This is a genomic window from Snodgrassella alvi wkB2, assembly GCF_000600005.1.
Taxonomy (GTDB): domain Bacteria; phylum Pseudomonadota; class Gammaproteobacteria; order Burkholderiales; family Neisseriaceae; genus Snodgrassella; species Snodgrassella alvi.
The window spans coordinates 1,825,069-1,850,541 of sequence record NZ_CP007446.1; the positions used below are offsets into that span (position 1 = coordinate 1,825,069).

General features: G+C 42.2%; 28 protein-coding genes. 5 read left to right on the forward strand and 23 right to left on the reverse strand.

Annotated elements, in window-relative coordinates; all coding sequences use genetic code 11:
- Positions 1-27 precede the first annotated feature (27 nt).
- On the reverse strand, positions 28-768 hold the full coding sequence (fnr, locus tag SALWKB2_RS08230) for a fumarate/nitrate reduction transcriptional regulator Fnr (RefSeq protein WP_025331198.1): 741 nt from the start codon (positions 766-768) through the stop codon (positions 28-30).
- A gap of 263 nt (positions 769-1,031) precedes the next feature.
- Between fnr and hemN the strand changes: the two genes are divergently transcribed.
- Positions 1,032-2,417 (forward strand): oxygen-independent coproporphyrinogen III oxidase, encoded by a 1,386-nt coding sequence (gene hemN / locus SALWKB2_RS08235; RefSeq protein ID WP_025331199.1) that lies wholly within the window; start codon positions 1,032-1,034, stop codon positions 2,415-2,417.
- 126 nt (positions 2,418-2,543) lie between these two features.
- Here the strand turns inward: hemN and SALWKB2_RS08240 are convergent, their stop codons facing one another.
- Positions 2,544-2,699: a hypothetical protein gene (locus SALWKB2_RS08240; RefSeq protein WP_202806255.1), complete on the reverse strand. Its 156-nt coding sequence runs from the start codon at positions 2,697-2,699 to the stop codon at positions 2,544-2,546.
- A gap of 155 nt (positions 2,700-2,854) precedes the next feature.
- On the opposite strand from SALWKB2_RS08240, the gene SALWKB2_RS08245 reads away from it, so the two are divergent.
- Complete coding sequence (locus tag SALWKB2_RS08245; RefSeq protein WP_025331200.1) at positions 2,855-3,478, forward strand: NUDIX hydrolase; 624 nt, start codon at positions 2,855-2,857, stop codon at positions 3,476-3,478.
- On the opposite strand, the gene SALWKB2_RS08250 is transcribed toward SALWKB2_RS08245, so the two are convergent.
- Entirely contained in the window at positions 3,475-4,095 is a 621-nt protein-coding gene (locus SALWKB2_RS08250; RefSeq protein ID WP_025331201.1) for an NAD(P)H-hydrate epimerase, read from the reverse strand. The genes SALWKB2_RS08245 and SALWKB2_RS08250 overlap by 4 nt on opposite strands.
- A 33-nt stretch (positions 4,096-4,128) precedes the next feature.
- Positions 4,129-4,488 carry a dihydroneopterin aldolase gene (gene folB / locus SALWKB2_RS08255; RefSeq protein WP_025331202.1) on the reverse strand — a complete coding sequence of 120 codons (360 nt, stop codon included), beginning with the start codon at positions 4,486-4,488 and terminating at the stop codon, positions 4,129-4,131.
- Between the two features lie 58 nt (positions 4,489-4,546).
- Between folB and plsY the strand changes: the two genes are divergently transcribed.
- Positions 4,547-5,149: a glycerol-3-phosphate 1-O-acyltransferase PlsY gene (gene plsY, locus SALWKB2_RS08260; RefSeq protein WP_025331203.1), complete on the forward strand. Its 603-nt coding sequence runs from the start codon at positions 4,547-4,549 to the stop codon at positions 5,147-5,149.
- 71 nt (positions 5,150-5,220) lie between these two features.
- Here plsY and SALWKB2_RS08265 read toward each other — a convergent pair whose 3' ends face one another.
- From SALWKB2_RS08265 to SALWKB2_RS08295, 6 genes are all read right to left on the reverse strand, one after another.
- Positions 5,221-5,895: a DedA family protein gene (locus SALWKB2_RS08265; protein WP_025331204.1), complete on the reverse strand. Its 675-nt coding sequence runs from the start codon at positions 5,893-5,895 to the stop codon at positions 5,221-5,223.
- 37 nt (positions 5,896-5,932) lie between these two features.
- Complete coding sequence (gene glmM / locus SALWKB2_RS08270) at positions 5,933-7,276, reverse strand: phosphoglucosamine mutase (protein ID WP_025331205.1); 1,344 nt, start codon at positions 7,274-7,276, stop codon at positions 5,933-5,935.
- Positions 7,277-7,458: 182 nt separating this feature from the next.
- Positions 7,459-8,319 (reverse strand): dihydropteroate synthase, encoded by an 861-nt coding sequence (gene folP / locus SALWKB2_RS08275; RefSeq protein ID WP_038649692.1) that lies wholly within the window; start codon positions 8,317-8,319, stop codon positions 7,459-7,461.
- Positions 8,320-9,071: 752 nt separating this feature from the next.
- Positions 9,072-11,114: an ATP-dependent zinc metalloprotease FtsH gene (gene ftsH, locus SALWKB2_RS08280; protein WP_025331207.1), complete on the reverse strand. Its 2,043-nt coding sequence runs from the start codon at positions 11,112-11,114 to the stop codon at positions 9,072-9,074.
- A gap of 86 nt (positions 11,115-11,200) precedes the next feature.
- Positions 11,201-11,821, reverse strand: coding sequence for an RlmE family RNA methyltransferase (locus SALWKB2_RS08285; RefSeq protein ID WP_025331208.1), 621 nt, complete (start codon positions 11,819-11,821; stop codon positions 11,201-11,203).
- Between the two features lie 177 nt (positions 11,822-11,998).
- Entirely contained in the window at positions 11,999-12,553 is a 555-nt protein-coding gene (locus SALWKB2_RS08295) for a hypothetical protein (RefSeq protein WP_025331210.1), read from the reverse strand.
- Between the two features lie 298 nt (positions 12,554-12,851).
- Here SALWKB2_RS08295 and yhbY point away from each other — a divergent pair, with 298 nt between their 5' ends.
- Positions 12,852-13,142: a ribosome assembly RNA-binding protein YhbY gene (yhbY, locus tag SALWKB2_RS08300; RefSeq protein WP_025331211.1), complete on the forward strand. Its 291-nt coding sequence runs from the start codon at positions 12,852-12,854 to the stop codon at positions 13,140-13,142.
- 86 nt (positions 13,143-13,228) lie between these two features.
- Here yhbY and greA read toward each other — a convergent pair whose 3' ends face one another.
- Positions 13,229-13,705 carry a transcription elongation factor GreA gene (gene greA / locus SALWKB2_RS08305; protein WP_025331212.1) on the reverse strand — a complete coding sequence of 159 codons (477 nt, stop codon included), beginning with the start codon at positions 13,703-13,705 and terminating at the stop codon, positions 13,229-13,231.
- A 647-nt stretch (positions 13,706-14,352) separates the two neighbouring features.
- Here greA and SALWKB2_RS08310 point away from each other — a divergent pair.
- Positions 14,353-14,787, forward strand: a complete 435-nt coding sequence (locus SALWKB2_RS08310; RefSeq protein ID WP_025331213.1) for a hypothetical protein — start codon at positions 14,353-14,355, stop codon at positions 14,785-14,787.
- Positions 14,788-15,039: 252 nt separating this feature from the next.
- Here the strand turns inward: SALWKB2_RS08310 and SALWKB2_RS08315 are convergent, their stop codons facing one another.
- The 12 genes from SALWKB2_RS08315 to SALWKB2_RS08370 all read right to left on the reverse strand — a co-directional run bounded on the left by SALWKB2_RS08315 (position 15,040) and on the right by SALWKB2_RS08370 (position 25,415).
- Entirely contained in the window at positions 15,040-15,576 is a 537-nt protein-coding gene (locus SALWKB2_RS08315) for a single-stranded DNA-binding protein (protein ID WP_025331214.1), read from the reverse strand.
- An 84-nt stretch (positions 15,577-15,660) separates the two neighbouring features.
- On the reverse strand, positions 15,661-16,284 hold the full coding sequence (locus SALWKB2_RS08320; protein ID WP_025331215.1) for a lytic transglycosylase domain-containing protein: 624 nt from the start codon (positions 16,282-16,284) through the stop codon (positions 15,661-15,663).
- A gap of 222 nt (positions 16,285-16,506) precedes the next feature.
- A complete protein-coding gene (locus SALWKB2_RS08325) occupies positions 16,507-16,869 on the reverse strand; it encodes a hypothetical protein (RefSeq protein ID WP_025331216.1) in 363 nt (120 codons plus the stop codon).
- Positions 16,870-16,947: 78 nt separating this feature from the next.
- Entirely contained in the window at positions 16,948-17,868 is a 921-nt protein-coding gene (locus SALWKB2_RS08330; RefSeq protein WP_025331217.1) for an MlaA family lipoprotein, read from the reverse strand.
- Positions 17,865-18,149 (reverse strand): STAS domain-containing protein, encoded by a 285-nt coding sequence (locus tag SALWKB2_RS08335; protein WP_025331218.1) that lies wholly within the window; start codon positions 18,147-18,149, stop codon positions 17,865-17,867. The genes SALWKB2_RS08330 and SALWKB2_RS08335 overlap by 4 nt, the downstream gene beginning before the upstream one ends.
- A gap of 2 nt (positions 18,150-18,151) precedes the next feature.
- A complete protein-coding gene (locus SALWKB2_RS08340; RefSeq protein WP_025331219.1) occupies positions 18,152-18,748 on the reverse strand; it encodes an MlaC/ttg2D family ABC transporter substrate-binding protein in 597 nt (198 codons plus the stop codon).
- Positions 18,749-18,805: 57 nt separating this feature from the next.
- Entirely contained in the window at positions 18,806-19,315 is a 510-nt protein-coding gene (mlaD, locus tag SALWKB2_RS08345; protein ID WP_025331220.1) for an outer membrane lipid asymmetry maintenance protein MlaD, read from the reverse strand.
- A 24-nt stretch (positions 19,316-19,339) separates the two neighbouring features.
- Complete coding sequence (gene mlaE, locus SALWKB2_RS08350; RefSeq protein WP_025331221.1) at positions 19,340-20,116, reverse strand: lipid asymmetry maintenance ABC transporter permease subunit MlaE; 777 nt, start codon at positions 20,114-20,116, stop codon at positions 19,340-19,342.
- On the reverse strand, positions 20,116-20,916 hold the full coding sequence (locus SALWKB2_RS08355) for an ABC transporter ATP-binding protein (RefSeq protein WP_025331222.1): 801 nt from the start codon (positions 20,914-20,916) through the stop codon (positions 20,116-20,118). Before SALWKB2_RS08355 ends, mlaE begins: the two co-directional genes overlap by 1 nt.
- A 75-nt stretch (positions 20,917-20,991) precedes the next feature.
- A complete protein-coding gene (gene pdxA / locus SALWKB2_RS08360; protein ID WP_025331223.1) occupies positions 20,992-21,984 on the reverse strand; it encodes a 4-hydroxythreonine-4-phosphate dehydrogenase PdxA in 993 nt (330 codons plus the stop codon).
- 135 nt (positions 21,985-22,119) lie between these two features.
- Positions 22,120-23,079, reverse strand: coding sequence for a peptidylprolyl isomerase (locus SALWKB2_RS08365; RefSeq protein WP_025331224.1), 960 nt, complete (start codon positions 23,077-23,079; stop codon positions 22,120-22,122).
- Complete coding sequence (locus SALWKB2_RS08370; protein WP_025331225.1) at positions 23,079-25,415, reverse strand: LPS-assembly protein LptD; 2,337 nt, start codon at positions 25,413-25,415, stop codon at positions 23,079-23,081. Before SALWKB2_RS08370 ends, SALWKB2_RS08365 begins: the two co-directional genes overlap by 1 nt.
- Between the last annotated feature and the right edge of the window lie 58 nt (positions 25,416-25,473).

Genomic DNA, 25,473 nt, shown 5'->3' on the forward strand with positions numbered 1-25,473 from the left:
TACAGCTTTTTTAAGCATTAACTGAATTCAGCTTGCAGCCCGCTGACAATGCATCACCATTTTCTGCAACATCCATGGTTCTAATAACTGAATATGCTTGTGCTCAACTTTTATCCAGCCTTCATGCTGAAATTTAGACAAAGTACGGCTTACTGTTTCCAGCTTTAGCCCCAGATAGCTGCCAATTTCTTCACGTGACATACGCAAAATAAAATCATTTGCAGCAAAACCACGAAAACTCAGACGATGAGATAAATTCACCAGAAACGCAGCCAGACGCTCTTCTGCACGCATATTACCCAGCATCAGCATCAGCTCCTGAGTACGCAGAATTTCCTGACTCATCAGACGATAAAAATGTATTTGTAATGAAGGCAAAATATTACCGGCATCTTCCATATTAGTGAATGGTAGCTCACATACCTCACTATCTTCCAGAGCTACTGCATCACAGCCATGAACATTATGACAAATACCGTCCAGCCCCAACAATTCACCTGACATAAAAAAACCAGTTACCTGATCTCGTCCGTCCCGGCTATTAACCATGGTTTTAAAAAAACCGGTTCGTATGGCAAATATTGCATCAAACGGTTCACCGGCACGAAACAGATACTCCCCTTTTTTTAAACGACGACTCTGACGAATAATCGCTCCTAAATCGGTTAGTTCCCGCTCTTTAAGCATTACCGGCATACAGAGAATATGCAAAGAACATTTTTCGCATAATTTCTGTACTATTTCACCCTGTTTATACAATCTAATCATAATATATTTAATAATTACTGATTACACTTTGCCCAGAACATCATATAACAAACATATTGATATAAATCAATTTTTTAAAAACTATCCAATATAGTATTGTTATAGACAAAGTGAATTGAATTTCCTTCAGACCCTGATTTAATAAAAAAATTGGCTTATTATGTTTTCACTGCTTTACTTTACTGCCGGATGTATTCTACCATAAATAGTTATCACTCCTATCTATTTCACCAGACCAACACAAGAATAACCATCATTATCCAATGAACACACCACGCATCAACATAGAATTCGACCGTACCCTTATTGCTTCCTTACCGTCTTCCGGCCCGCGTTATACTTCCTACCCTACAGCAGACCGTTTTAATACTTCATTCACCGCAACTCAGTTACAAACTGCTTTACAGCAAAATATTGGTGACAAACCAGTTTCCCTGTACGTACATGTGCCTTTCTGTAATACCATCTGTTACTATTGCGGCTGTAATAAAATTATTACCAAAGATACCAGCCGTGCCGATATATATATCCGGTATCTGGATAAAGAACTGGCACTGCTGGCACAAAACTGGCAGGGTAAACCGCTGCTGGCACAATTACATTTCGGCGGCGGTACACCAACCTTTCTGAATGATGACCAGCTCAGTCATATCTTTGCCAGTATCAGCCGCTACTTTACCCTGTCAGAGCAGGGGGAATATTCAATTGAAATCGACCCGCGTAAAGTGACAGCTGAAACTGTAGCTCATCTGGGCAGACTCGGTTTTAACCGGATGAGCGTCGGTATTCAGGATTTCAATCCGGCGGTACAACAGGCCGTTAACCGCATCCAGAGCGAAGCTGAAACCCGGACAGTCATTGAGGCAGCCAGAGCTAATGGTTTTCACTCTGTCAGTGTCGACTTAATCTATGGTTTACCGCACCAGACTGAAGCCTCTATGCGCTGCACACTGGATCACGTACTGACTCTGCAGCCGGATCGCATTGCCATGTATCACTATGCGCATCTGCCGCATCTGTTCAAACCACAGCGGCGTATTGACACATCAGCCGTACCCGACAGCAGTGTTAAACTGGATATTCTGCAAAACACCGTTCAATATCTGTTACAGCAGGGCTATATCTTTATCGGCATGGATCATTTTGCCAAACCTGATGACGAACTGGCCATTGCCTTATCTGAAGGCCGTCTGCAACGCAATTTTCAGGGTTACTCAACCCATGCAGACTGTGACTTAATCGCCATCGGCGTATCCAGCATCGGCAAAATCAACAATATCTACAGCCAGAATGAAAAAGAACTGTCTGCCTACTATCAGGCTCTGGATGAAAACCGCCTGCCGGTTATGCGCGGCTACCAGCTTAATGCAGACGACTTACTGCGCCGGCGTGTAATTCAGGATTTAATGTGCCGCTTCCAGCTTAATTACACTGATTATAGCCATGCCATGCAGCAGCCTTTTCAAACATACTTTGCTGCTGAGCAGACTGATTTACAGCATCTGCAACAGCTTGGCTTGCTCAATCTTAGTGATCAGAATTTACAGGTTACACCCAAAGGGAGGCTGCTGATTCGCAATATCGCCATGGTATTTGACTACTATTTGCGCCAGAAGCGCACCGAAGCCCAGTATTCGCGTACATTATAATAATCAAACCGCAACAGTTACCATCGTTTTATCAGCAAGATAAATAACGTTGCCAAAATTAATAAATACTGCAACTGTCCGCCATCGCTATTTACTTAACTGCAAACCAATTTTACTGTTTTAAAATTAAACCAGTTCCCACGGTAAATCACGCCGTTTATGAACTGGTTTTAACTTTTTCTCATTACGCAATTGCTGAGCAGCCCAACGTAAATCATATTGCCAGGTATAAAGCATACTTCCGGATGTTTTCAACTCCTGCTCATATTTATTTACTGACATCCTTAGCCAGCCAGCTCCGCCTAAGTACTTCAGTGCTTCAATCACTCTCTGGTAACCACTGATTAATCCTCCTTAAAATTATTCTGGTCATTTATGTCTGAACGATATATAAATTACTCAGTAACCTGAAAAAAGAACAGTCTGGCATCATTAAAATGTTTACTACACCTGATAAGCTGAAACAGTTTTTACATTACGCAAGCACCAGTACACTGCCTGCCATACTTAATCAGCGCCAGGATGCATTACAGCATCTGCCCGTTAATTTTCGCTGCGCTGCGGTGCTGATGCCTGTTGACTGGAATCATGGTAACGCGCAAATCTGGCTTACTCAGCGCAGTCAGCAACTACGCCAGCACCGCGGGCAAATCGCTTTTCCCGGAGGCAAACTGGAAAATAATGAAAGCAGCATCAGTGCAGCATTTCGCGAAAGCGAAGAAGAAACCGGACTGATTCGTAATCAGTGGCAGCTGGTCGGAACCTTACCTCAATGCTATCTGCCCAGCGGTTTCAAAGTTGTTCCTGTTCTGGCCTGGACCAATTCATCTCTGCACTGGCAGCTCAACTCGTCAGAAGTTAGCGAAATATTCCCTGTACCCTTATCTGTTGTTCTGGATAGCGGGCTATACCAGCATAGTATTACTCAATATCAGCAACTTAAGCTTAAGGTATATCATTTACATTATCAGAACCGGCATATCTGGGGAGCTACTGCATGCATGCTATTACACCTGGCTCAATGCTATCAGGTATGGAGCAGGCAAAACCATCAACACTAATCCAGTAAATCAATACGTACTATTTCTCCGCATAACTGTCTTACCTGCTCCAGACAATGTGCCGGTTTCAGGGCCTGAAAAGCATAAGTAAGCTGTGCCTGAAAACTTCCGGCAGCTATTTCTTCGCCATCTCCAGCCACACCACTGGGCATATCAAGCGCCACCTTAAACACATCTGCCTGAGAGACTACGGCAAAACAACGTTCAATAGCCTGAGGTAACTCACCATGGAAACCAGTACCATAAACAGCATCCACAACCAGATGCACAGACGGCAGCACAGTATGCAATTGCGAAACATCAATACAATCTACAGTAACCGGCAGACATTTCCGGTTGGCTTCTGCAAGAGCTGATAATTGCTGTCCCTGTAAAAACAAAATCGTTACCGGCCAGCCATGTAAAGACAATACTCGGGCCAGTACCAGCCCGTCGCCTGCATTATTCCCTTTACCACACAGTATCAGTGTATGCTGCGGGGAACGAAACCGACATAATAAATCCTTGGCTGCACGGCTTCCTGCATGTTCCATCATTCGGGCATAACTCAAACCTTTTCGATTCTGTGTATCCTCCCATGCTTTCATCTGTGCCACAGTCCAGACCGGTGTATTCATATCTTGTCCTTTAGCAGGAAAAACAGATTATTATCACAATTGGGTATTCCGGCGTTCAATCTGTACGCCCACTTCCTTAATACCAGCAAGAATACCCGGCTTCACTACTTTCACCCGCACCCATAATGCCCTGTAACGGTTCAATATAAACTGCGCCACATACTCTGCCAGAGCTTCCAGTAACAAAAATTCCTGTTCAGCAAGTGCCTCTCGCAAATCATCAGCCACTCTGGCATAGTGAATCGTATCGTCAATATTATCGCTTTGCGCTGCCTGCTGAAAATCTGTACCAATATCCACATCCAGCAACAATGTTTGCTGTTGCTGCCGCTCCCACTGATATACCCCAATCAGCGTTTGCGCAGTCATGCCGTGTAAAAAGATAGTATCCATGTCCAACCTACTGAGCTAAAATGCAAACCCTCAGATTGTAGACTAAAGAAACCGCTTTATGGTCAATTACCTTGCAATTATCGGTGCCTATTTACTGGGCTCTCTGTCTTTTGCCGTTATTGTTTCACGCTGTATGGGTATGCCCGACCCGCACAGCTATGGTTCCGGCAATCCCGGTGCTACCAATGTTTTGCGTACAGGCAAAAAAAGTGCCGCTGCTCTTACACTGTTAGGCGATGCACTCAAAGGCTGGCTGGCCGTCTGGCTGGCAAAACACTATCAGACGGTCTGGCAACTGGACAGCAATACCATTGCCATAATTGCCGTAGTGGTTCTCATTGGCCACATGTGGCCGGTATTTTTCAAATTTAAAGGTGGTAAAGGCGTAGCTACTGCACTGGGTGTACTCCTGGCTTTATCATGGCCTACTGCACTTATTTGTGCAGCAGTATGGCTGATTATGGCCTTTGGTTTCAAAGTATCTTCACTGGCTGCATTAATAGCTACTCTGATCAGCCCGTTTGCTGCCTGGTGGTTTATGCCTCAGTTAAGCTGGGTAATTGCTGTTATAGTGATTGATATACTGGTTCTTTACCGGCATAAAAGCAATATCAAAAATCTGTTCAGCGGTCGTGAAGGTAAAATCGGCGAAAAAAAATAATAAATTAATATAGCGGCCATAAATAAAAAAAGACAGTTTTCTCAACTGTCTTTTTCTTTATTTCAGGCGTATTACTTCAAATTTTGTTTTTGCTGCTTACGATTGCGCCTGCGCTGACGAATTTCAGCAATTTTACGTTTAAAAAACTGGATACGCTGACGCTTTTTCCACCAGTAATAGACTAGTGCCAGTGCACCAACGCCAATCACAACATACACAACTGCCTGGAACTGATGCACCTTATGCATCAGCCAGTCAATATTTTCCGCACCATATTCACCCAGATACACCCACACGGGTACTGAAATCATTGCGGCCAGACCATCCATCAGCAAAAATTTCGGTATAGAAACTTTCCCGCTGATACCGGCGGTAATATAAATCGGGGTACGCAAACCGGGCAGAAAACGGGCAATAAATAATACCCAGCTACCATATTTGTCAAATTTATCCTGTACCTGAGCATAGCGCCTAGGCGTCATTACCCGCTGAACAAAACGAAATTTCAGAATACGATGCCCAAATACGCGTCCGGCACTAAACATCATACCATCACCTACCAGAACACCGGCCATACCTACCATAAACATGGTATGAATATGCGCATGTCCCAGTCCGGCAATAACACCACCGGCAACCAGCGTTACGTCTTCCGGTATCGGCACACCAAAGCCGCAGGCGACCAATACCAGAAATACCGCTGCATAGCCATACTCAGTAAAAAAAGCTTCCAGCAATGCAAACATAAAATGCCCGTTCTTTTTTTATTCCTGTCAGACAGATTTATTCTGCCAAACCCGACTTAATTGCATTGGCAATTTTTTCAGCTGCCTGACGCGCAACTTCAGTCTGACGAGCTTCTACCATAACCCGCACCACCGGTTCTGTTCCTGACGGGCGAAGTACCACACGTCCATTATCTCCGAGCTGTTTCATCACCTCATCAGCTACCGGCGCCGCAATACTCTGCCAGTCCTGATCAGGCTCAATATGAACATTAATCATAGTTTGCGGAAAAGGCTGCCAGTCAGTAAGTATACTGGCTAAATCCTGCTGTAAAACCTGTAAGGCTGCAAAGACCTGTAAAGCTGCAATAATTCCATCACCGGTATTATGCTTATCCAGACAAACTATATGACCGGAAGCTTCTCCCCCCAGTGACCACTGATGCTGATGCAGCTGTTCCAGAACATAACGGTCGCCTACTTTAGCGCGGACAAAGTCAATGCCCAGCCGCTTAAACGCCAGTTCCATAGCAAGATTGGTCATAACCGTCCCCACTACACCGCCATCCAGACAGCCTGCTGCAGCACGAGCTTTGGCAATTACATAAATCAGCGCATCCCCATCATAGACTTTGCCGAATTTATCTACCATCATCAGCCTGTCGCCGTCACCATCCAGCGCAATACCATAATCGGCTTCATTCTGTAACACTGCTGCCTGTAGTGACTTAGTATATGTCGCACCGATTTTCAGATTGATATTATAACCATCCGGCTGATCGCCGATGCAGACCACATCTGCACCCAGCTCATGAAATACCTTAGGTGCCACAGCATAGGCTGCACCATTTGCCGTATCTACCACCAGCTTCAAACCGCGCAAATTCAAATGATTCGGAAAAGTAGATTTACAAAACTCAATATAACGGTCAACAGCACCATTTATGCGCCGTGCGCGGCCAAGTTCGCTGGAGGGGACAGTTTTTACCGGCTTTTCCAGCTCTGCTTCAATTTCCAGCTCCAGAATATCACTTAACTTGACTCCGCCTTCTGCAAAAAATTTAATACCATTATCATGATAAGCATTATGTGAAGCAGATATCATCACCCCGCAATCCAAACGCAGTGCACGGGTTAAATAAGCCACACCCGGTGTAGGTAATGGTCCGGTAAGCAGTACATTTACCCCTGCTGCTGTAAAGCCGGCTTCCATTGCTGCTTCCAGCATATAACCGGAAATTCTTGTATCTTTACCAATCAGCACAGTAGGCTGATGATCAGTTCCATGTTGTACCAGTACATGTCCGGCAGCATACGCTAATTTCAGTACAAATTCGGGGGTTACCGGAAACTTACCAACTTCACCACGCACCCCGTCAGTACCAAAATATTTTTTTGCCATCACCTGCTCCGACCGATTAATTCAAGACTATTATTGTAGAACAGGCATAGCTGTTCAGTCAGTAAATAAAATGTTATTTGAAAACTATCTGGTTCACAATAAATCTGAATCCGATTAAACTCTACTCAGATTACATAATAAAAACGCAGCCCGCGTCTGCTGACAATCTGCAACCTATCTTGTTAAATACTTCCGCCCAGGGCCGCCCATACCTGTAAACCCTGACGTGTTTCACGTACATCATGTACCCGTATAATTGCTGCACCGCGTGCCACGGCTGCTACTGCCGCCACCACACTTCCAACAACCCGTTGTCTTGGTTCAGTTTCATCAGTCAGTAAACCAATCATCGTTTTACGTGATACCCCAATCAGTACCGGACAACCGGCGGCCGCATGCCAGTCTGCAAAGTGCTGCATTAATGCAATATTATGCTGAAGACTCTTACCAAAACCAAAACCCGGATCTATTGTCAGACGCAAACGTTCAATCCCAGCCTGTTCACACACAGATACCCGTTGCTGCAAATACTGACCAACTTCAGTAACCACATCCTGATATTCAGGATTATGCTGCATATTTTCCGGCTGTCCCTGCATATGCATCAGACACACACCAATATTCTGCTGCTGCGCTAGTAAATCCACTGCACCAGCATCTTCCAGTGCCTGAATATCATTTATTCCGTCAACCAGTTGCTGCTCAAGTAACTGACTCATTACCCATGTGCGGCGTGTATCAACAGTTAATGGTACATTCCAGGTAACCAACTCTGTTAATACCGGCTCAATACGCTTCCACTCATCCTGAGGTGAAACAAAATCAGATCCGGGACGGGAGCTCTCTCCGCCAATATCCAGAATATCCGCCCCATCCTTTAATAACTGTTCCGCATGCTTTAATGCCAGAGTCAGAGAAGTACTGTAACTTCCGCCATCTGAAAATGAATCCGGCGTTAAATTGACGATTCCCATAATTTTCGGCTGAGCCAAATCAATTTGAAAACGCCCGCACTGCCAGTAATTTTGACCAGAATTATCCATACTTAAATCATAATCTCTTAACATTTATCAAATAATCATACAGTCTGTATTTGTGGTTAAACCCATAATACTAACAATAAATTCTGCTCAGCCAGATAAAGTTATTTCTCTTCGCATCTCGATTTTTTATTCGCAAAGTACAAATTCAGACTCACTGAAAATAACAAAAACATAAAATCTATTAAAAATCATTGCAAATCAAAAAATATTGAAATTAGCAAAGATATATATTGAACTACAACCAGAATTGCTATCAGAACTAAGACAGAATACCTTGATGTAAAAATAAATTGATAAATCTCAAGATTTAAATATCCTGTCATTATCTGAGTTATATAAATAATCCGGACTCAATATAACCATCATAATTGCTCTGATTTCACATTTATAACTGATAATAATAGAGAAATATTCAATTTATAAATTCATCTATTTTAAAACCAGCCAGATTAATAAATGAAAGAATATTTGCCCCCACGGGAAATATTGATTTACTACTTTCATGAATGAACCGTTTGGCTGAATTTATCACACCAGCTTTTGCCAGTATTTTATCATTTACATAATACAGAATCTTCCTGCCTCAAATTACCATGATTTTCAACAATTCAGATAAACCAAAATAGCATATACCTATATACCAGAATAACTATTTTCAGTATTACTATTATATTTTGTGCCTCTTATTTTCAGATAAAACATAGAAAAAACGGCAGCTATTGCTGCCGTTAAAAATCATATAACTACATTAATTAGTCCTGTGATTTCTGTTCAGGTGCAGATGCTTTAGATTCAGTATTATCTGCATCCTCAGCCACAGCATCAGCTTTAGTTTCGGATTGAGTTGCTCCATCCGCTTTAGCACCTGTTTCGGTTTCAGCTACCGCATCAGTCTTAGCTTCAGTTTCAGTCTCAGCTAACGGCTGCTCAGTATCGCCATCCTTAACTATATTTTCACTGAAATCTTTTGGCGGACTAGGCTGCTTACCGGCCATAATTTCCAGTACCTGATCACGGTCAATGGTTTCCCATTCAATCAGAGCCTTAGCCATGGTATGCATCTTATCGCGATTCTCATCCAGAATTTTATAAGCAATTTCATACTGCTCATCAAGGATGCGACGTACTTCAGCATCTACTTCCTGCATGGTTTTTTCAGAAATATTTTTCGATTGCGTTACAGAGCGCCCGAGAAACACTTCATTTTCATTTTCACCATATACTACTGGTCCCATTTTTTTGGACATACCATAACGGGTTACCATATCACGCGCAATCTGAGTAGCACGTTCAAAGTCATTAGAAGCACCAGTAGACACACGACCAATAAACAACTGTTCAGCTATACGACCACCAAACAGAATTGAAATCTCATTAAGCATCTGATCTTCATACATACTGATGCGGTCACGTTCCGGCAGCTGCCAGGTCAGACCAAGTGCACGCCCGCGGGGCATAATCGTTACTTTATGTACCGGATCTGTAAAATCCAGTGTTTCGGCAACAACAGCGTGACCTGATTCATGATAAGCAGTGGCTTTTTTCTCATCCTCATGCATAACCATGGAACGGCGTTCAGGACCCATGTAAATCTTATCTTTAGCATCTTCAAAGTCACTCATGTCTACTTTGGTCTTATTCCGACGACCTGCAAACAGAGCAGCCTCATTTACCAGATTGGCTAAATCAGCGCCGGAAAAACCCGGAGTACCACGTGCCAGCACAGGTAAATCCACTGATTTATCCAGAGGCACTTTAGCAGCATGTACTTTCAGAATCTGTTCACGTCCGCGGATATCCGGTAACGGTACCACTACCTGACGGTCAAAACGGCCTGGTCGCATCAGAGCAGGATCAAGCACATCCGGACGGTTAGTTGCCGCAATCACAATAACTGTTGTATTGCTTTCAAAACCATCCATCTCCACAAGCAGCTGATTCAGCGTTTGCTCACGTTCATCATTACCACCACCCAAACCGGCACCACGCTGGCGTCCTACCGCATCAATTTCATCGATAAAAATCAGACAGGGAGCGTTCTTTTTTGCCTGCTCAAACATATCGCGAACACGCGATGCGCCCACACCAACAAACATCTCTACAAAATCGGAACCGGAAATACTGAAAAACGGCACCTGAGCTTCGCCGGCAATCGCTTTAGCCAGTAAAGTCTTACCTGTACCCGGTCTGCCACACATCAGAATACCGCGCGGTACACGTCCGCCAAGTGTCTGATAACGCTGTGGCGCCCGCAGATAATCCACAATTTCCTGCACTTCTTCCTTAGCCTCATCACAACCAGCTACATCAGCAAAGGTTGTTTTATTAGACTCTTTATCCAGTAATCGGGCACGGCTTTTACCAAAAGAAAAGGCGCCACCCTTGCCTCCGCCGCCTTGTGTGGAGCGCATGAAATAAAAAAATACACCAATCAGCAACAGTATAGGTAATATGCTGATAAACATATTAGTCAAAATACCCGGTTTTTCTTCCGGAATCACATTAACCCGAATATTTTTCGCTATCAGATTACTAACAAAATTATTTTCCAGCGGTGTCGGTGCATTGGTAATGAAAGAAGATTTATCATGACGCTGGCCCTTCAGCTGCAGACCATTAATCACTGAACCTTCAATATTTACACTGGCAATCTCACCCTTGTTAACCTGCTGAATAAACTGAGAGTATTCAATTTGCTGTTTACTCTCTTTTTTCTCAGTAATGGCATTGAATGCGGCCATTAATACTAACGCCAGCACCAGCCAGACCAAAAGATTCTTTACGGTATTCCGCACTGTCAGAAACTCCTAAGGAGGTTAATTAATTGTTGTTCAGAATAGTTAATATAGCCAACATCTTCATATAGCATTGGCTATAACTACTATTTTTTACCGCGACCAAGCAAATAAATTTCGCTCGAGCGGTCACGGGATGCTTTCGGCTTGCGAACCATTACCTGAGCAAAACAATCCTTCATAGCCTGCTGAAACTCTTGCAGACCTGCTCCCTGAAACACCTTCACCAGAAAATCACCACCCGGTTTGAGATGTGCTTGAGCAAACTCCAGACCCAATTCTGCCAGATAAAAACTGCGTGCCTGATCAGTAATGTTATTGCCAGACATATTGGGTGCCATATCACAAATTACAAGATCCAATTCACAACCATCCAGCAAAGTTTCAAATTTTGCCAGCACGTCATTCTCGCGAAAATCACCCTGAATAAAACGTACACCCGTCACTGGTTCCATAGGCAGAATATCCAGTGCAAATACCTGTCCTGCCGTACCAGCCAGCCTGGCCGCAACCTGCGACCAGCTACCCGGAGCACTGCCAAGGTCAGCCACTACCGCACCCGGTCGTATCAGATGATCCTTATCATTGATTTCCAGCAACTTATAGGCTGCGCGTGCACGGTAGCCTTCTTTTTGAGCCAGATGAACATAATGATCGTTAACATGCTCGTTGAGCCATGCACTGGAAGATTTAGAGCGAACACCCATGATGCAAATTCTTGAAAAAATCACCACATTGTATCGTGAAATTGATGCAGAATACAGCATTTCCCCTTATATAAAAGATAAATTCATCAGCATAAATAATTTTATCCGCCGGCTATACTCAGCAATTAATCAGACCTGTTCCTCAGGTTTTATTCCAAATCTTTTTTGTAGTGTAAATTACTCATCTGAATAGATTGACATAGTGAAACACCAGCGCACATATCTGATAAATTGTTTCATTAGCTGCACCAGAATAAAAGCTATAAGAGCGCATAGCGGCAGATAAGCAGGGGTTTCAATTCTGGTACTCAATGGCATGATAGTATCGGCCGTAGCAACATATGTTGCCCATGTATTTCTATCATTTTCCAGGTCAATAGTTTCAATCTCAATCAATTGAAGCTGTGGCTCCTCTTTAAGTACCTTATAACTGAAGGAATAATTACCATCTGATGATTTATCCTGCCCACTGGGGAATTTGGCCAGAAATGACGTATTTTCCGGTTTAAAATCTCTATTAGTACTATAATTTACCTGAGTAAAAGTACCATCAGACTGAAATACCGCAACTTCAAAAGGATAATGAGATTGGTTTTTGATGCTGCTTCTAGTATATATATGCGACACTAACGGCAGACAAACCACGCACAACCCAAGCCCTGCAACTAATCTGAAAATAAAGGTATCCAGAACTCTCAGTATGCCAAGGCACAAAATCTGCGAAAATTTCATAATTATAATGACTTAACGGAAAAGATATTAATTTTTGCTAACTAATTAAAATAGAATAAATATTACCAACAATAAACAAATATCACAGAAATTAAATATACCTGAATGTTTTATAAATTACTATTTTAATTAAAATAAGAAATACCTTATTAATATACTGATTTTGAATTTTTATTTTCAATACAAATATACAAGACCTCTCAACTATAAAAAATCGTCTGTCTCATTTAAAATAGCTCAACTCTGAATCTAACTTGAATAACAGGCTAATCAGATCGTAATTAATCCGGAAAGTAAAATGGCAACAGATAAATTAAACAGTAAAGAAAAAATGGCATTAAAAGCTCGTGCACATCAATTACATGCAGTAGTACTGATTGGTCAGCACGGACTGACTACTGAAGTAATCACCGAAACCAATCGTAATCTTAATGCACATGAACTGATTAAAGTACAGGTAGCAGGTGACGATCGTGCAGCGCGTATAGCCATTGCAGAAGAACTATGTAAAGCTACTCATGCCGAATTAATTCAGCATATTGGCAAACAACTAATATTATTCCGCCGCAAAGAGAATCCGGCAGAATAAATAAAAGCGATTCATTACATGAATCGCTTTTATTTTATCCGGCTAGTTTCTGTAAAACAGTAAACAATTTTTTAAATGCAGATAAATTAAATATAAAACACTTCAAGAATTTCATATTCGCGAATACCGCCCGGTGCCTGAACTTCTGCCACATCACCCTCTTCTTTACCAATCAGAGCACGTGCTATAGGTGAACCGACATAAATTTTAGCCTGTTTAATATCTGCCTCATCTTCACCCACAATCTGGTAACTCACTACTTCTTCGGTTTCCAGATCCTGCATTTTCACTGTAGCACCAAAAACCACCTTACCATCAGCATTGGTTTCTTTTGGATCAATAATATGCGCCAGGGAAAGCTTGTGCTCAATTTCAGCAATCCTGCCTTCAATAAAGCCCTGTTTTTCTTTAGCAGCTTCATATTCTGCATTTTCCGACAGATCGCCATGCGAACGTGCTTCAGCAATTGCTTCAATTACAGCCGGCCGAGCTACACTTTTAAGCTCTTGTAGCTCTTGTTTCAGCAAATTAGCACCAATTACGGTCAACGGAATTTTTTGCATCATATTTCTCCAAGATACCGTTGCAGAATGCATCAACGGTATTTCGTATTAATAACAAAAAGCAAGCCGCCCGATTTTGGCGGCTTGCGCTGTTCCATAGGTGCTATTTTAGCAGACCGGTATAAAATAGCAACGTTTATAACGACTATTTCATAGAATAATCAGCTAATTTAATTTGCCATAATATTCATCATCAATACTGTGGCTTTGTATGTTCATTAATCTGATTAATCGAACCAATCATCGCCAGATTTATCTAAATTCCAAACTTTATTTAAATATATTCAACAAATGTATACATATTTTAATTATTTTATTAATTTATGCCTCAGTTATCTAATCTTTTAGTTATTTCATAATATATAGTAAATCAATTCAGCTTTCTTTTATGAAGTTTAAAAAATTCAGTTTCACCTGATAAGGAGAATTAACCAGATATAAATTTTTTGCTGAAATTTATCAGAACAAAATTACCATAAAAAATAATGCCACTAACTATTTAAAAAATATATACATTAATTGGTTTTTGATAAAATACTCAACATCACTACGCTAATTAGATTTAAATTAGGCTATTAGTATATCCTTTCGCTCTTGTTTTATATTTAATCAAATAATCCCGTTTAAAAATCCAAAATTATTTCAATATGAATCTATTTAAAATAAATAAAAATTTTGTAGCTATGCTATTAGTAATATTGTTATCTGCCTGTAATAAAACTAAATCATTAGAAGCAAGCTATAAAACAGATACTTTGAATGTAAATACAGAATTTATTACTGAAAAAAATATAAATTTAAATCAAATACAACAGATACCAGTTAATACTTTAGTATCAAAATACCCGCCATTAACAGATAGTACTTTTATTTTAGGCAAAGGAGATGGTGTGATTTCAGAATTCAGAATTAGTTTAAGAAATACATTTACAGAAAAAGAAATTGAAAACAGAGACATTATAATCAGAGAAGTAACGTGGTCTTGCAATCAAGATGAAAATTTAACTATCTGGTATGAGAAAAAACAGGATCAATGGGTTCTGGTAGACCATGTAATCTGGTATAAAGATGCTTTATTTTAAACATTTATTTAATCATTAAATATTAACTTATTATATAAATAATAGTCCTGACTATAACTTGAGAGCTAAATTTAATTATTTTATCTGATTGACAGCCAATCAACATAAAAATAAACACTATCCAATCTAATTATTAATATTTCATTAAATAAAATACCTTTCAAAGATATTTCTCTGAAAGGTATAAAATTGATTAATAAAAATTATCAGGTTTTTATCAATTTAAAATAGATTCAATGCTATTCTTTGTTATTAAAACGGAATATCGTCATCAATATCATCTACCGGAGCAGGAGTAGGTGCCGGTCGCGGTGCCTGACGGCGCGGAGCTGCCGGTGGCGGACTGGAAGCAGCAGGTGCAGCATCATAACCGTCCTGATTATAGTTACCTCCTCCCTGTGCGTAGTTGGTTCCGCTATTCATCTGATCATAGCTATTACCTGAGCCGGAAGCACTGTCATTGCGACTGCCCAGCATTTTCATTTCACTGCCGATAATATCGTATGCGGTGCGTTCGATACCATCTTTACCGGTATATTTACGGCTCTGAATCCTGCCCTCAATAAACACCTGACTGCCTTTACGCAAATACTGGCTGGCTATCTCACCCAATTTACCGAACAGAGTAATATTATGCCATTCAGTACGAGTCTGGCGTTCACCATTACGGTCACGCCACTGTTCATCAGTAGCTATGGAAAAATTGGTTATTGCATCTCCGCTGGGCATATATCGTGTTTCAGGATCACGACCCAGACGGCCAACCAGGATGACTTTATTAACAGACATGGTGGTTTCCTAATAATGAATACAGGCTGTCCAAGATGACAACCCATAATTAAAAGATTACAAATATCGCAGAATGCCGGGAATTCAGGCCCATTGCCAGTGCCGTTGCCAGGCATTGATAACAGCATTCGAGTAAGTACTACGCCCCAAGCTACCATTATAACGCGCCAGCGCTCTTACCATATTACCATTCTCACGATTTCGATAATAACGCAGGATAGTACATCCGTAACGTAAGTTAGTGCGAATATCGAATAAGTTATGTTCCGGACGACCAATTTGTTTTACCCAGAAAGGCATTACCTGCATTAAACCGCGGGCGCCTACTCCGGAGATAGCATATTGACGAAAACGGCTTTCTACTTCGATCAGGCCAAGTATAACCTGTGTATCCAGACCGGCACGCATTGATTCATACTGAATATTGGTTAATAAACGTTTACGTGCATAATCATCAGGAATATGTAAAGCAAGACGACCCGACATGGCATTTAGCCAGCGGCTGGCCTCTGAAGGCGAAGAAAAAATCAGGCGCGGAGGATTGGCATTATTAACAGCATTGCGCATGATCGAAGCAACATCATCAGAAAGGGTTTCTTCACGCTGTGCACCTGCCAGCACTATACGCGGCACAGCTATCCCCAGTAAGGTAGCACTGCCTGCCTGTAACAGCCGGCGTCGCGAGACAGATTTATTTCTGTACGGCATATAATTTAATTCCGTTTGTGTATCGTATACAAACTGATTGCAAGATTACGATAGGTAATTTTAATTGATTATATTAAATATAGTTAGATATTTTAAAATTTATACAGTAATTTTTATGACAATATGAGTTTTTCAATTCACAGAATCCATACCAGACAACTGTTTTAAAGAAAAAAGCCAATATCAATATTGGCTTTTTTCATGATATAACAGCTGAACTGCTTAACTCAGGGCGATCGGTACAAAAGCTTCACGCGCCAGTTCTTCTTGTGCCAGATCAGTTACTACTGTGGAAAATTGTACACCAAACCAGTTTCTGAAATTTTCAAAGCTCAAATCAGGCCACAAGTTTTCATCCTCACACCAGTCAGCCAGTTCTGCTGCAAAGATATCCTCATAACGCTGTTCGATTTCAACCCACAAGCTATCTATATCTTCACTGGCGGAAGTCAGATAGGCATTGGCATCCTGTTGCAGAATATCCAGAGATAACTGTTCCAGATCAATATCAGGCAATTTTTGCAACCAGGCCCAGAATGGTTCAAGCGGAACAAGCAAAAATACACTGCGGTTAACTTCATACATAGTCTTATTCCTTGTTTTATACTGATCTGAATTTCAGTTTTCGGAATGATACTTTTTACTGTTATAAAATACTAACGTTTAATGCACATTCCAATAGGACTGACTTGCTGAAACCGGAGATTCAGTCAAGTTGTCGCCTGTATTTTTATCTGGTGTTGAATCAGTTGTTGCCGGAACATTATCATCTGATTCAGTTACTTTTTTAACAGATTGACTTGATGATACAGAAGCCGGCTGGGTAACGGCATTATCACTACCCGGAGCTACCAGATTATCTATATCGTCATCATCGTCATCATCTGCCGGAAACAATGAGCCGCCTACCTGATTGTTACGCAATTTCATATATACATCACGCATGTATGTATAGCGATCCAGTGCGGCATCATTCAAGCTATCGGTTACATCCAGCAATGCTTCACGCGAGGCCACTCCATTCAGACCGGTAAGACTCCAGCGTACAGCATCTTCCTTGAAAATAGCATTTTCTATCGGGAATACATCAGTAATGGTACTTCCGATACTATCACGCACTGTCGACGGACCCAAAAGAGGATAAACAAAGTAATTACTGTTTTTCCAACCCCATGAGGCAAAGGTATCACCAAGGGTATTTTTGTTGTTCGGAATCCGGCCTGCATCAGCAATATCCAGTAAACCGCCCAGGCCAAATGTAGTATTAATACCAACGCGCACGAAATCTGTACTGGCTTTCTCAATATCCAGTCGCAGCAGATTACTGCCAAAACTTACTACATCGCGCAGATTATTGAAAAAGTTGTTGACGCCTGTACGCACAGGTGAAGGAGTGACTTTTCGGTAACCGCGGGCAACCGGTGTCATGATATAACGATCAAGATGATCATTAATATTGAACATCACCCGGTTATAACCCTCATACGGATCTTTATAAGTATAGGTCTGTTCTGCTGCCGCCCAGCCAGCCTGACTGAGCACAAGCAGTACACAGCCTGTTAGCAACTTTTTCTTACTACTCATTGTAATGATTCCTCTACACCGTAAAGTGCCATCAGGGTAATGAGTCCCGCCGGCACACCGGCGATGTGCAACATAAATTTCTGTCTGTGCGCCAGCCGCTTAGCCGCCACGAGTAATGCCACGCAGGCAGAATCGGCTTCGGTTACACCACTGACGTCCACTTTTTCTATTTGTCCGGTTTGGATATAGTCACAGAAACGTTTGAAATCGTTTTCTCCTACTGTACCCATAGTTACCTTGTCATGAATCATCAGGGTTTTACCCTGCACGTTGGTTTGCATGATTATTTACCGTTTTTGGCACGTAAATCCGCTACTAAACCATCTATGCCTTTCTGGCTGATAGTCTGATTAAACTGGTTGCGGTATACAGTCACCAGACTGGCACCTTCTACAGCTACATTGTAAATACGATATATATTGCCAGCCTGATACAGGGTGTAATCCATACGTACTGGTTTACTGTTAGGTGTTGTAACATCTACACGCACAATGATTTCGCGTCCGCCCTTATTAACGACAGGATTACTGTATACATTTGCCTGAGCATTTTTAAATTTCAGCATAGTGCCGGAATAAGTACGGATTAACAGGGTTTTAAACTCCTGAGTTAATGCCTGCTGCTGTGCAGTACTGGCGGTACGCCACGGAGCACCTACCGCCAGTGCAGTCATGCGCTCAAAATCAAAATACGGAATTGCATAGTTTTCAGCCTGACGGCGTACCTGATTATCATTTTTACCATTGGCTGAACTTAAAATATTCAATACCTGAGTAGCATTGTCTTTAAGCTGGCTTACTGCCTGCTGTGGTGAAGCAAATGCCATACTAATGCTCATAATCGCAATACTTACCGCCCCGAAAAATGAAGATTTATTCAGTTTCATTAATATATTCCTTTAATTAAATCAAATTTGTTTATCTACTGTTACTTTTACTTATTCACTTGCAGAAGCAGCAGTATCTGTTTTTTTATTATCGCTTTTGGCATTACCCTCAGCAAAACTGGTCATAAATTTACCAATTAACTGTTCCAGCACCAAAGCTGAACTGGTAATAGTAATATTATCCCCATCGGCCAGATTATCCGGGTCGCCGCCTTGCTCCAGTCCGATATACTGGTCGCCAAGCAAACCTGAAGTCAGAATCTGCGCTGAAGTGTCAGTACTAAACTGGTACTGTTTATCAATTTTTAAAGTCACTTTAGCCCAGTAAGTTTTCGGATCAAGTACAATTCTGTCTACCCGGCCAACCACAACACCGGCTGCTTTGACAGGCGCCTGTGTTTTTAAACCGCCAATATCGCTGAACGAGGCCGATAAAGTATATGTAGGCTGGGAAGAGCCGATACCATTACCGCCGGCTACCCGAAAAGATAAAAATAGAATTGCCACTATGCCTATTAAAACAAATAGACCAACCAGCATTTCCAGACTGTTTTTTTTCATATCATTACCTTGTTAATCTGCACCCTATTTGGTAAACATCAGAGCGGTCAGCATAAAATCCACTGCCAGAATAGTTAATGAGCTGGATACAACAGTACGTGTATTGGCGCGCAAAATACCTTCTGATGTCGGTTTTGCATAAAACCCCTGATAAACAGCTATCAGAGTAACAACTACGCCAAATACCAATGATTTAATTAAACCATTTACAACATCGTAGTAAAAATCAAGATTATTCTGCATTTGACCCCAGAATACGCCGTTATCCATGCCAAAATATTTTACGCCAATCAGATAAGCACCATAAACGCCGGCCACATTAAATATTGAAGCCAGTAAAGGCATGGAAAGTACACCTGCCCAAAAACGTGGGGCGATAACTCTCGCCACCGGATCAATAGCCATGACATTCATGGCTTCCAGTTGTTCAGTGGTTTTCATTAAACCTATTTCACTGGTCATTGCACCACCGGCACTGCTGGCAAACAGTATCGCAGCCAATACCGGACCAAGCTCGCGCAGCATGGCGGCAGCCACCATATAACCAAGAATATCTGCAGATTTAAATTTAGCCAGCTGTGTGTAGGCCTGTAACCCCAGTACCATTCCGACAAACAGTCCTGATACTGCGATAATGATAATAGAAAGAACACCGGAAAAATACATTTGCCGGATCATCAGGCGCGGACGACGTAAAACTGTTCCGCTGCGCAGCAAGGCGGCAAGCAGAAATAATGCTGCCCGCCCCAGATGCTGGACAAAACTCAGGGTTTTTGCACCCAGTTGCTCGATTGCTTTCATCACGCGATGTCTAAATCCTGTTGTAAGGTGGTGGTAGCCGGATAACGAAATGCTACCGGGCCGTCTGCCTGACCATGAATAAACTGATTTATCCATGGTGAATCCAGTTCACGCATTTGTTGCGGTGAACCGGAAAAAATAATTTCACCGTGTGCCAGAAAAACCACATGGCTGGCAATATCCAGAGATTGCTGGATATCATGTGTCACCATTACACTGGTAGTTTGTAAGGCTTTATTGACCTTACTTACCAGACTGGCTATTACCCCGAGTGAAATCGGATCCAGGCCGGTAAATGGTTCATCATATAGCAATAATGCCGGATCAAGTGCAATTGTACGAGCCAGTGCTACTCGTCTTGCCATACCACCGGAAAGCTCGGACGGCATTAATTGCTCTACCCCGCGTAATCCAACTGCATTCAGTTTCATGACCACCAGATCATGTATCATGCTTTCCGGCAAATCAGTATGTTCCCGCATTGGAAAAGCAACATTATCGAATACTGATAAATCCGTAAACAAAGCACCAAACTGAAACAATACGCCCATGTTACGGCGATGGTAATACAGTTCTTCACGACTGAATTCGGCAATATCACGACCATTGATCAATACTTGCCCCTGTTGTGCACTGATCTGACCGGTAATTAAACGCAACAAGGTTGTTTTACCACTTCCAGAACTACCCATAATAGCGGTAAAACTGCCCTGCTCCAGTTTAAAATTAATATTTTTTAAAATGGGTCGGTCGCCATAAGCGAAAACCACATTTTTCATTTCAATAAACGGCGTAGCCATATTGAGAATTCCCATGCCGTATAGCAACTTAGATTTTATGATGTCTGTTGGTATTTATCAAATACAAGTGCGTAATTACTGCTCTGCTTTCCAGTGTCTGCTCATATCCACTGCAGCATGAATTGCTGCAAATAAACTGCTGCAGGTTGCTTCACCAGTACCGGCAAGATTCAGCGCAGTACCATGATCCACTGAGGTGCGGATAAAAGGCAGTCCCAGAGTGATATTAACGCCCTCTCCAAAACTTGCATATTTTAATACCGGCAATCCCTGATCATGATACATAGCCAGAACAGCATCAGCCTGTTCAAGCATGAAAGGCTGAAACAGTGTATCTGCCGGAAATGGTCCGGTTATTTGCATACCCTGCTGTTGTAACTGGCTGATTACCGGAATAATAATATCATTTTCTTCATTTCCAAGATGACCGCCTTCACCAGCATGCGGATTGAGACCGGCAACCAGAATACGCGGCTGTATCAGCCCGAATTTTGTCTGCAAATCATGATGCAGAATAGTTAGTACTTCGGTTAATAATTCAAGTGTCAGGGTATCTGCTACTGCCCGCAGTGGTAAGTGCGTAGTGGCTAAAGCCACTCTCAGACCGCCACCGGCAAGCATCATTACTACTTGAGAAGTAGTACTTTTAGCAGCCAGATATTCCGTATGGCCGCTAAAAGCAATACCGCTATCGTTGATAATTCCTTTATGAACCGGAGCAGTGACTATAGCAGCAAATTCACCCTGTTCTATGCCAGTATATGCTCTGTCCAGTAATTGCAATACATAAGCAGCATTTTGTATGTTTAATTTTCCTGCCTGAACAGATACCTGAACTGGAATATGACAAACTTCCAGTACTCCGGATACAGGTTTGTTACTATCTGGCTGATAAGCCTGTATGGTAATTTTTTTATTCAGTTGTGCCGCACGCTGCTGCAATAATTGCATATCTCCCAATACCACAATGCGTTGCGGCCAGTCCTGGCTGGCCAGATCCAGACAGATATCTGGCCCGATACCTGCCGGCTCTCCGCTAGTAACAGCAATAATTAACTGATTCTTCATAAAAATAAGCCAGAATTATAATGATATTTTTCACAGAAAAATCAATAAAAAATACTTAGCTATCAGAATATACAAACTCGACATTTCGACACTGATACCGGCTGCACGCATTGCAGAAAAGTTGTTTTTATGCAGTTAATCCAAAGGACGAATACTGATATAGGCTTGATCATGTAACTGTTTCAGGAAATTTTGCAGTAGAATTTCGCGTTTTTCCTGTACCAGTACTGCACGCATCCCGTTACGCTGACGTTCTTGCGGGCTGTCATTGCTTCTGACAGCCACCAGACGGATTACGTGCCAGCCAAACTGAGTACGCACCGGCATGGATATCTGACCCGGCTGCAATGATTTCACCGCAGCTTCGAATGGCGGCACAGTCTCACCATCGATAATCCAGCCCAGATCTCCGCCATTTTGTGCACTGCCATCCTGAGAATACTGCCGTGCCAGCTGATCGAATGAGGCACCGGAACGTGCCTGCTGAGCAATCTGTTCAATCAGTTTTCGTGTGATATCGTTATCGTTTTTCAACAGAATATGTTGCACATGATAGGAATAGGCTGTAACCGGTGGCGGCAATGGTCGCCCTTCCTGCTGGGCACGTGCAATAGCATCATCTACCTCTGCATCACTGACCTGACTTTTGCCCATTACTTCACTTTGTTCAATTTTCTGTGCCAGCAGGTTTTCCGTTATGGTGCGGCGCAGCTGATCTTCATTCACACCTTCTTTAGCAATGCGCTGAATCAGCTCTTTAACTGTCATATGGCGTTGTGAAGCAAACAGTTCAATTGCTTCGTTTACATCGGCATTAGTCAGGCGGATATTGGAGCGCTTGGCAGCTTGCACCAGTAAATCCTTACGTATCAGCTGTGCAAGTGCCTGCTCGTGTAAATCTGCATTACTGATATTTTGTCCTTTTGGTAACTGTGAACGCATCTGGGCTGCTACTAAGTCCAGCTCGCGACGTGTTATTACATCATCATTGACAACTGCCACAATGTTATCAACTGGTTTGATATCCAATGCCATTGCCGAAGGCAATACTACAGCCAGCATAGTTGCTGCCAGCCAAGAATGTATCTTTTTCATTAATGTTTTACCTCATAAGTATTGCTGTAACCGGGAATTTGTGAAGTGAGCTGATTGAGGGAACCATTTCCCATACCTGTCAGGTCACGCAACTGCAATTGGAATAATACGGCGGTTTTGCGTTTTTTGTAATCATCTGTATAGCGGGAACCTACCAGTCCGGCACTCCAGCAATGACATGGACTCTGGTACTCTATCCCTACTGTCTGATTCAGAGATGTACTACTATTAAAATCATAATCCTGCCGTGCAACCAGATAGTAATTACGGGTTAGCGGCCATTGAACACCGACATCTATTGTACGCATTTTGCCATAAACATCATCGTATAAATTTTCATAACGACCATATTTATAGCGAACACTGATAGTTTTACCTGCATTCGGTGTATAGCGGATGCCAAAGTTATAACTTTCAGATGTTTTTAAATCCTGATTGTAATGCCAGTTAGTTTCAGCTGTGATGTGCTCGCTCAGGGCAGCACGTCCAAAAGCCACCATATCAGAGCGTTTGCGTTCTTTATTTTTAGGCGTGTTGTCATTCAGTTTGACGTTATCATCACGGAAATAAAAGCGCTGACCAATACCGGCTGCGAAACGTTCAATACCGTTAGTACTATCATATATCCGAGATTGCAGCGCCGTTGTCATAAAATTAGCCGCATTGATTCTGTCCTGTCCTGAATAACGGTTTTCATGAAATAACTGATCATAAGTAAAACTGTTTTCGGCTGTATCAAACAAAGGCATATCATTCTGATTACGTCGCGGTATATAGGTATAAAACAGACGTGGTTCCAGTGTCTGAATATATCCCTTGTTTAATCGATTGTTTTTCCATAAACGCTCAAAGGTCACGCCTGAATCCACACTAAGTAAAGGTACGGCACGATCCATACTGCGGCTATCCTGATTATCCTGCCGGTTCATATCATAATGAGTGGCATGAAAACTCAGTTTTGGCCGGATATACCCCCAGTTATTGGAATAGTCAGCAGTAAATGTTGGCAATAACACCAGACGGGTACCATTGGGATATTTATGTATCCACCAGTCTTTATGACCAGTTTCCCTGCCCTCAAAACGGGTTGCTTCAGCATAGACATTGACTGCGTAATGATTACCAAAATAACGGTTCCACGTAGCAGATAAACGAGGTAAACGTGAGTAAGGCTGATCCTTATATCCACTGATTGAGGCCAGTGTCTGATATTTTTGCACCATTAAACTGCCATCAAATGTCCCGCCCCATAAATCTCGGTGGTAATTCAGCCATGCCTGCCGGTTCAGATTAGAACTGCCATTATCTCCGCTCCAGAAATCACGCCGGTAATCATCATCTGAGACCTGATGATAGTCAATACCGCCGGTTAATCCCTTTGCTAATCTCTGGGAATGGGTAAAATCAATTTCAGCACGATTTTTGTGACTGCTTTTCTGATCATTCGGCACCCAGTCAGCACTAATCTGTCCCTGATAAGTCGGCTGCAGGTAACGGAAATCACCACCCAGCTGTAGACCACGGCTGCTAATAAAATGCGGCCGGATAGTTGCATCATAATTAGGAGCTAGATTCAGATAATAAGGAGCCATTATTTCAAAGCCGTCAGATCCTCCTTTAAGTGTAGGCGTCAGAAACCCGCTTTTACGATTGCCGTTTAACGGAAAATCGATCCATGGTGTATAAAACAGAGGAACACCGCCAAATACCAGCGTTGCATTACGGGCTACCCCAACATTTTTATCATAATCCAGATCAATACTGCCTGAACGGATATACCAGCTGTCATCGCCCGGATTACAGGTATTGAATTTAGCACTTTGCAGACGATATCGATTTTTACCACCCATCTGTATCTCGTCCCCAACACCTTGCAGACGCCGGTTATCATTTTCCATTTCGAAGCGGCCGGCATCACCGACACCCGTACTTTTAGCCATGTCGTAAGTAACATGTTCACCAGTAACACGTCCCTTACCATTATCTAAAGTAAAGTGATCACCAGCTTTAACAATCTGGCTTTCCTGATCATAATCAGCCCAGTCTGAATTCAAAGTGACATCATTACGCTCAATAATGACACTCCCTTTTGCATGTACCTGAACCTGTGACTGCCCGTTGACATCGTCAGCCACAACCCGGGTAACATCAGTACCCGGATTAGCTTCACCGCTGCTTTGTACAGGTTTAACAAAATTTTTCGGTCGCTGTGGCGCTGTACAAACATTTCCTTCGCCCATAGACAAAGGTGAGGCCGCAAGAACAAACCCGGGCAAAGTACAAAAAACCGTTGTTAAGGCCAGAGCTAATGGTTTTGGAGAGAATAAGTAGGACAAAGTATCACCTAAACGGCTTTGCCAGTTAAAATAGTGTTTATTTTAACCTGAAAAATGT